Source organism: Falsiroseomonas sp. E2-1-a20 (genome assembly GCF_051433195.1).
Lineage (GTDB): Bacteria > Pseudomonadota > Alphaproteobacteria > Acetobacterales > Acetobacteraceae > Falsiroseomonas.
This window is the reverse complement of the sequence record NZ_JBHMFT010000150.1, coordinates 1-1352: the sequence shown is the minus strand read 5'-3', so window position 1 is coordinate 1352 and position 1352 is coordinate 1. Positions and strand designations below refer to the sequence as shown.

Here is a 1352-nt window from a genome sequence, read left to right as displayed (position 1 = left end):
TCGCGCGAGGGCGAGATCGCCATCGCCAAGCGGATCGAGGCCGGCCGCGACATGATGATCGGCGGGCTGTGCGAAAGCCCGCTGACCTTCAGGGCCATCGTCGCCTGGCACGACGCGGTCAAGGAAGGCCGCATGCTTCTCCGCGATGTCATCGACCTGGAGGCGACAGCGGGCGCCAACACGCCGGAGGGCACGCCGCCGCCCGAGGAGGAATATGAGGAAGGCGACGAGGCGGCCGAGGGCGTCGGCCTCTCGCTGTCCGCGCTCGAGGAAAAGCTGAAGCCGGAAGCGCTGGTGGCCTTCGAGCAGATCGAGAGCCTGTTCGGCAAGTTGCAGAAGCTGTCCTCCAAGCGGATGGATGCCTACACCTCCGGCGGCGAGACGTCCCAGCGCAACGAGAAGACCTATGAGAAGCAGCGCCAGGAGCTGGTGGCGCTGGTGGAGAAGGTGCATCTCCACAACAACCGCATCGAGGAGCTGGTCGACCAGCTCAAGGGCCTGAACCGGCGCCAGACCACGCTGGAAGGCCAGGTGCTCCGCCTCGCCGAGGCGCAGAAGGTGAAGCGCGAGGAGTTCCTGGAGCAGTGGCGCGGCAGCGAGCTGGATCCGGGCTGGTTCGAGCGCATCAGCAAGCTGCAGACGCGCGGCTGGAAGACCTTCGTCCTGCGCTCGAAGGACGACGCCGAGGCGATCCGCGCCGAGATCGCTCGCGTCGCCGCCGATACCGGCCTGCCGGTGCCGGATTTCCGCCGCGTCTACCAGACCGTATCGCGCGGCGAGCGCGACATGACGCAGGCGAAGAAGGAGATGATCGAGGCGAATCTGCGCCTGGTGATCTCCATCGCCAAGAAATACACCAACCGCGGCCTGCAATTCCTGGACCTGATCCAGGAGGGCAACATCGGCCTGATGAAGGCGGTCGACAAGTTCGAGTACCGCCGCGGCTACAAGTTCAGCACCTATGCGACATGGTGGATCCGGCAGGCCATCACGCGGTCGATCGCCGACCAGGCGCGGACCATCCGCATCCCGGTCCACATGATCGAGACGATCAACAAGCTTGTGCGCACCTCCCGCCAGATGCTGCACGAGATCGGCCGCGAGCCGACGCCGGAGGAACTGGCGGAAAAACTCGGCATGCCGCTGGAGAAGGTGCGGAAGGTGCTGAAGATCGCCAAGGAGCCGATCAGCCTCGAGACGCCGATCGGCGACGAGGAGGACAGCCACCTCGGCGACTTCATCGAGGACAAGAACGCCATCATCCCGCTGGATGCCGCGATCCAGTCCAACCTGCGCGAAGCCACCACCCGCGTGCTGTCCAGCCTGACGCCGCGCGAGGAACGCGTGCTGCG

1 protein-coding gene is annotated in these 1352 nt (G+C 65.9%); it reads left to right on the top strand.

Annotated elements, in window-relative coordinates; genetic code table 11:
* On the top strand, positions 1-1352 hold a 1352-nt coding region (gene rpoD, locus ACFHPP_RS31030; RefSeq protein ID WP_437167080.1), incomplete at both ends, for an RNA polymerase sigma factor RpoD.